Raw genomic sequence first — 5,766 nt, 5'->3', positions numbered from 1 at the left:
CCCGAACGGGTGGCCGGCCTCGGTGCCGGGCGCCGTCGTCTTTCCGGCTCGTGCACGGAGACGGCCGCGCGGCGCGGCCGCGCGGAGACGGGCCGCTCGGAAACTGGCCGCTCGGAAACTGGCCGTGCGGAGACCGGCTCCACGCTCGGGTTCGAAGGCCGAAACCGCGGGCCGACGCCCGGTTTCGGACGCTCTGACGGGATCCGTGCACACCTTCGAAAGAACGCGCCGCCCTTCTGGCACAAGGCCCGGTATGGTCTGGGGTAACCGTGGACGCGGGGTATCGGAGTCCCCCTGCGCGAGGAGCCCCCAACGTGCTGATCACCCATGACACCGAGTGCGCGCTGAGCATCCTCGTGGAGTTGCTCAACACCGCACCCGAGGTGTGCGGCGCCGAGCGGCTGCCGGACGTCGCCGCGCTCGACGCCTTCGTGGTCCGCCAGGAGATCAGCGAGATCGACTCGCTGACCGAGGACGACCTGCGCCGGGTGCACGAGCTGCGCACCCGGCTGCGCGAGGTGTTCGGGACGGAGTCCACCGCCGAGGCCGCCGAGCTGGTCAACGCGATCGTCGCCGCCGCCGGGACGACGCCCCGACTGACCGACCACGACGGCCACGACTGGCACATCCACTACTTCGCACCGCACGCCGCGCTCGGCGACCACCTGGCGGCCGAGCTGGGCATGGCCCTCGCCTTCATCCTCATGGCCGGCGAGCGGGAACGGCTGCGCCGGTGCGAGGCACCGGACTGCGCGCGGGTCTTCGTGGACCTCTCCCGGAACCGCTCGCGGCGCTACTGCGACAGCCGCACCTGCGGCAACCGGCTGCACGTCGCCGCCTACCGGGCGCGGCAACGCTCGGCGGAAGCCGTCCCCTCCGCCTGACACCGGGGGCACTCGCCTGGGGTTCCGGGCCCCGGACTCCTGTCCTCCCGGGCCTCTCCCCCGGGTCCGCGCTCGGGTCCGGCGTCCGGATCCGGTGGTCAGATCCCGCGCTTGCGGAGGATCTCCTCGATGTCGGCGAAGTCGCCGAGGCCGTCGTCGCGCTTGCCCCCGGCCGGCTTCTTCGGCGCCTTGGGCGCCGGTGCCACCGCCGGACGCTCGGGCGCGGGACCGGCGGCCGCCGGACGCTGCGGCTCAGCCTCGACGGCGCCGCGGCGGCCGACCCAGCGGGTGGTGACCAGCAGGACCGCGGAGACGCCGAGCAGCGCGATGCCGGTCCACACCCGCGGGTCGAGGACCAGCTTGGCCGCCCAGTCGGTGAACGCCCGGCCGATCGTGCTCGCCAGCGGGAACAGGCCGGTCAGGTAGAGCCCGGCGGGCAGCAGGGCGACCGCGAACCAGCGGGTCGCCGACAGGAAGCGCCGCTGGTAAGCCCGCAGGCCCGCCACAACCACCCCGCCCGCCGTGAGGATGAAGCTGATCGCCGCGCTCAGCACGGGGCCACCCCTTCGCGTCCGGTCGTCCTGGTCATCGGTGCCTCCCTGTCGGTCCGCCCTCGGGCGCACCGCCGGCCGGAGCGGACGCCCACTAGTGGAACACTGGGGGAATGATCGATGGTTCCCTCCCCCGCCTCGAGTTCTGGTGCGACCTCCAGTGCCCGGACTGCCGCACCGCGCTGGACGACGTACGGGCGCTGCGCGCGCAGTACGGCGACGCACTGTCCGTGGAGCTGCGGCACTTCCCGCTCGAGAAGCACAAGCACGCGTACGCCGCGGCCGAGGCGGCCGAGGAGGCGTTCGACCAGGGGCTGGGCTGGCCGTTCGTGGAGGCGCTGCTGGCCCGGGTCGAGGACCTGGACGCACGGGGGCAGCAGGTGCTGCTGGACGTCGCCCGGGAGGTCGGGGTGGACGCCGACGAGGTCGACACCGCGCTGATCGACGGCCGGCACATGCTGACCGTCGACGCCGACCAGGCCGAGGGGAAGGCGATCGGGGTCACGGGTACGCCGACGTACGTGATCGGTGGTGAGCGCCTGGACGGCGGGCAGAGCCAGGACGGGCTGCGGGAACGGATCGTGGCCGTCATCGAGGCGGCGCGAACGTCCTGACGGCACGTCAGAGTGCTTTGCCGTAGAGGCGGTCGGTGACCGCGTAGCCGAGCGACTCGTAGAGCCGGATGGCGACCTCGTTGTCGGCGAAGACGTTGAGGCCGAGGTTGCGCACCCCGGCGGCGAGGCACTCCCGCTCGGCGAGCAGCATCAGGGCGCGGCCGTGTCCCCGACCCCGGTGGGCCCGGGACACCTCGACCACCATCACCCAGGCGAGCGGTTCGCCGTCCGGCAGGTCACGCAGGTGGAGGGCCACCCAGACCGAGCCGCAGGGGTCCGGCCCGCCGTCGGCGCCGTACAGGCTGCTCAGGACGACGCCGGGGGTCTCGGTGCCCTGCGGCAGCAGGGTCCGCCCGCCGCCGCCCGCTTTGGCGCGCGCCTGGTCCTCGGTGAGTCCGGAGGCGACGAGTGAGCGGGCGAAGCGTTCGGTGCCCCCGTCGAGCCAGTCCTGGAGCGCCGCGGGGTCCATCGGGCGCGCGGTGAGTCCGGCGGGCAGGGCGGGGGCATCGGTGAGGCGCTTGTGCAGGGACCGCATCCGCTCGGTGTAGCCGAGGGTGGCGGCGAGGGCGCGTGCGATCGGCGCCGACTCGGGGACCTTGACGTCCACCCGGGTGCAGCCCCAGTGGCGCAGCACCTCCTCCGCGGCCAGCGCGCCGAACGTGCCGCGCCCCCGGCCGCGCCCCTCGGTGATTTCCAACTCCGATATCTCGCCCCAGAGTCGGCCGTCGTGCGGAGTGCCGGTGGTGCGCAGCGCGCCGACCGGGTGGCCGTTCGACAGGATCCGCCAGCGTCTGGTGCGGCCGCCGGCCGCGGTGGGTGTCTCCGGGCCCTCGGGGCGCAGCGTGGTGGTCATGTGGTGGTCCCTTCCCCTTGTCCGGGAGGTTATCCACGAGGTCGGGCACGCGGCCGGTTCCGTCTCCCGGAGGCGGGGATCACGGGTCGAGGTCGTCGTCGCCTCGCTCGGCGAAGACCTTCATGGCCTCGGCGGTGACGGGGCCGATGCCGGCCAGCTCGCGGTCGTCGACGCGGGTGACGGCCTGGACGTCACGGGTGGTGGAGGTCAGGAAGACCTCGTCGGCGTCCCGGAGGGCGTCGAGCGGGAGGTCGGCCTCCTCGGCTCCGCACCAGTCGATGACGAGCTGCCGGGTGATGCCGGCCAGGCATCCGGAGGCGAGGGCGGGGGTGAGCAGGCGGCCGCCGATGACCACGAAGACGTTGGAGCCGGTGCCCTCGCAGAGCCGGCCGGCGGTGTTGGCGAACAGGGCCTCGGAGGCGCCGGTGCGGTGGGCGGCGGCCAGGGCGACGACGTTCTCGGCGTAGGAGGTGGTCTTCAGGCCCGCGACGGCACTGTGCTCGTTGCGGCGCCAGGGGACAACGGCGACGGCGGTCTCGTCGGGGCGGCGGCCGATGGCGCCCATGGCGACCACGAGGGTGGGGCCGGTGGTGCCGCGCTCGGAGCCGAGCGGGGCCGGGCCGCCGGTGTAGGTCACGCGCAGGCGGCCGAGCGGCGCGGGGTTGGCGGCGAGGACCCGGGCACAGGCCTCGCGGACCAGGTCGTGGTCGGGGTCGGGCAGGCCGAGGCCGCGGGCGGAGCGGGTGAGCCGGTCGAGGTGGCGGGTGACCGCGAAGGCCTTGCCGTCGACGGTCTTCATGGTCTCGAAGACGCCGTCGCCTGTGGTGAGGCCGTGGTCGAGGACCGAGACGGCGGCGTCGGCGGAGTCGACGAGGGCGCCGTTGACCCAGCTCGTGGTGCGGTTGTGCATCGGGGCTGCTCCTCAGCGGGGGCGGTGGACGGTGTGGCTCACGCCCCGGTGTGGTCGGGTTCGCTGCCCGACGCTATCGCGACCAGTCGGGCGGCCTTCAGTTCGGTTTCCGCCCACTCGCGTTCGGGATCGGAGCCCCAGGTGATGCCGGCGCCGGTGCCGAAGCGCAGGACGGGCGCGCCGGGGTCGGTCCGGTCGACCCAGAAGGTGCGGATGCCGACGGCGAGTTCGCCCTCGCCGCGGTCGGCGTCGACCCAGCCGACGGCACCGCAGTAGGGGCCGCGCGGGGCGGTCTCCAGGGCGTCGATGATCCGCAGGGCACTGGACTTGGGGGCGCCGGTGACGGATCCGGGCGGGAAGGTGGCGGCGAGGAGCTCGGGCCAGTCGGCGTCCTCCCGCAGGGTGCCCTCGACGGTGGAGACCAGGTGGACCAGGCCGGGGTGCTTCTCGACGGCGCACAGGTCGGGGACGGTGACGGTGCCGGTGTCGCAGACGCGGCCGAGGTCGTTGCGGACCAGGTCCACGATCATCACGTTCTCGGCGTGGTCCTTGTCGAGGAGGTCGTCCTCGGTGCGGCCGGTGCCCTTGATCGGGCCGGAGGAGACGGTGCGGCCGGTGCGGCGCAGATAGAGCTCGGGTGAGGCGGTGGCGATCTCGACGCCGTGGCCGGGCAGTCGGATGGTGCCGGCGTAGGGGGCGGGGTTGCCGTGGGCGAGGAGGCCGGTGAGGGCGTCGACGTCGCTGAGGTCCGGGTCGGGCAGGGGCGCGGACAGCACCCGGCAGAGGTTGGCCTGGTAGACCTCGCCCGCGGCTATGTGCTCGCGGATGCGACGTACGCCCGCGACGTAGGCGGCGCGGTCGAGGGAGCTGTGCCAGGTGCCGGCGTCCGGGCCTCGCCAGCCCGCGCCGGAGGGCGGGGCGGGGGCGGGGCGGAGCTCGTCGAAGCGGGCGCAGGTCAGTCGGCCCTCGAAGTCGTAGGCGACGGCCCAGTAGCCGGAGGAGTCGAGGGCGGCCGGGTCCGAGGTGACGTCGCGCAGTCCGGTGGCCAGGCGGCCGCCGAAGCGGGCGAGCGGGGTGCGGGGGTCGGGGTGGCCGGACACGGTTCTCCTGCGCGGTGTGCTGGGCGGCGGTGCCTGAAGTGTAGGTCGGGGGCGCGGGCCCGGCCCTGTGTGACCGTGCGTGCGCGCGGGCGTACGGACCCGGGCGTGAGCAGCCACGGACGTCGCGCGGGTGTGCGCCGGGTGACCTGCGGATGATCGTCCGGGAGCGCCGCAGGTGACGGCCGATGACCGCGGTCGGAGGCCGACGCGACGGCACTCGACGGGCATCCCCTCGGCACGCTGCGGGAACGGATTTTTAGCTGGCCCGGGAATCCGCTAGAGTTCAACACGTCGCCAGGGAGCGCAGCCGGGAAAACCGGTGAGGCCCCCGGGAGACAGGCGGACGTGGCTCAGTTGGTAGAGCATCACCTTGCCAAGGTGAGGGTCGCGAGTTCGAATCTCGTCGTCCGCTCGATGGAGAACAGTGTAAGATCGTTCTTCATGTGTTGCCTGGTGGAGTGGCCGAGAGGCGAGGCAACGGCCTGCAAAGCCGTGTACACGGGTTCAAATCCCGTCTCCACCTCCAAGAGGATCCCCCGGTTCCACCGGGGGCGTCCCCGTGCGCGCGATTAGCTCAGCGGGAGAGCACTACCTTGACACGGTAGGGGTCACTGGTTCAATCCCAGTATCGCGCACGTCGGATCCTTCGAGGTCTGCTGCAGGACCGCCACACCAGGCGCGATTAGCTCAGCGGGAGAGCACTACCTTGACACGGTAGGGGTCACTGGTTCAATCCCAGTATCGCGCACGTCGGGCCCTTCGAGGTCTGCTGCAGGACCGCCACACCAGGCGCGATTAGCTCAGCGGGAGAGCACTACCTTGACACGGTAGGGGTCACTGGTTCAATCCCAGTA

At 73.0% G+C, this 5,766-nt stretch carries 6 protein-coding genes and 4 tRNA genes; 6 read left to right on the top strand and 4 right to left on the bottom strand.

The genetic code is table 11. The features are described from left to right. The first annotated feature begins 314 nt into the window (after positions 1–314). Entirely contained in the window at positions 315–884 is a 570-nt protein-coding gene (locus ACFV04_RS42700; protein WP_380338328.1) for a CGNR zinc finger domain-containing protein, read from the top strand. Between the two features lie 98 nt (positions 885–982). Here ACFV04_RS42700 and ACFV04_RS42695 read toward each other — a convergent pair whose 3' ends face one another. Next, positions 983–1,438, bottom strand: coding sequence for a hypothetical protein (locus ACFV04_RS42695; protein ID WP_360264685.1), 456 nt, complete (start codon positions 1,436–1,438; stop codon positions 983–985). 110 nt (positions 1,439–1,548) lie between these two features. Here ACFV04_RS42695 and ACFV04_RS42690 point away from each other — a divergent pair, with 110 nt between their 5' ends. Next, positions 1,549–2,049 carry a DsbA family protein gene (locus ACFV04_RS42690; protein ID WP_360264682.1) on the top strand — a complete coding sequence of 167 codons (501 nt, stop codon included), beginning with the start codon at positions 1,549–1,551 and terminating at the stop codon, positions 2,047–2,049. Between the two features lie 7 nt (positions 2,050–2,056). Here the strand turns inward: ACFV04_RS42690 and ACFV04_RS42685 are convergent, their stop codons facing one another. From ACFV04_RS42685 to ACFV04_RS42675, 3 genes are all read right to left on the bottom strand, one after another. Beyond that, a complete protein-coding gene (locus ACFV04_RS42685) occupies positions 2,057–2,902 on the bottom strand; it encodes a GNAT family N-acetyltransferase (RefSeq protein ID WP_380536488.1) in 846 nt (281 codons plus the stop codon). 79 nt (positions 2,903–2,981) lie between these two features. Then, positions 2,982–3,812, bottom strand: a complete 831-nt coding sequence (locus tag ACFV04_RS42680) for an aminotransferase class IV (protein ID WP_380338320.1) — start codon at positions 3,810–3,812, stop codon at positions 2,982–2,984. Positions 3,813–3,850: 38 nt separating this feature from the next. Then, on the bottom strand, positions 3,851–4,912 hold the full coding sequence (locus tag ACFV04_RS42675) for a chorismate-binding protein (RefSeq protein WP_380536487.1): 1,062 nt from the start codon (positions 4,910–4,912) through the stop codon (positions 3,851–3,853). A gap of 339 nt (positions 4,913–5,251) precedes the next feature. On the opposite strand from ACFV04_RS42675, the gene ACFV04_RS42670 reads away from it, so the two are divergent. The 4 genes from ACFV04_RS42670 (at position 5,252) to ACFV04_RS42655 (ending at position 5,660) form a co-directional block, all read left to right on the top strand. Continuing rightward, positions 5,252–5,324 (top strand) — tRNA-Gly (locus ACFV04_RS42670). A gap of 40 nt (positions 5,325–5,364) precedes the next feature. Continuing rightward, positions 5,365–5,438: transfer RNA gene (locus ACFV04_RS42665), tRNA-Cys, on the top strand. A 37-nt stretch (positions 5,439–5,475) separates the two neighbouring features. Further along, positions 5,476–5,547: transfer RNA gene (locus tag ACFV04_RS42660), tRNA-Val, on the top strand. 41 nt (positions 5,548–5,588) lie between these two features. Further along, positions 5,589–5,660: transfer RNA gene (locus ACFV04_RS42655), tRNA-Val, on the top strand. Positions 5,661–5,766: the final 106 nt, after the last annotated feature.

Source organism: Kitasatospora sp. NPDC059599, assembly GCF_042735125.1.
In the GTDB taxonomy this organism is placed as follows: domain Bacteria; phylum Actinomycetota; class Actinomycetes; order Streptomycetales; family Streptomycetaceae; genus Kitasatospora.
Note: the sequence above shows the minus strand (reverse complement) of the source record. Positions and strands in the feature narration are given on the sequence as shown.

Coding starts and splice junctions, on each gene's coding strand:
- ACFV04_RS42690 (WP_360264682.1), top strand. CDS start 1,549: ATGATCGATGGTTCCCTCCCCCGCCTCGAGTTCTGGTGCGACCTCCAG.
- ACFV04_RS42685 (WP_380536488.1), bottom strand. CDS start 2,902: ATGACCACCACGCTGCGCCCCGAGGGCCCGGAGACACCCACCGCGGCC.
- ACFV04_RS42680 (WP_380338320.1), bottom strand. CDS start 3,812: ATGCACAACCGCACCACGAGCTGGGTCAACGGCGCCCTCGTCGACTCC.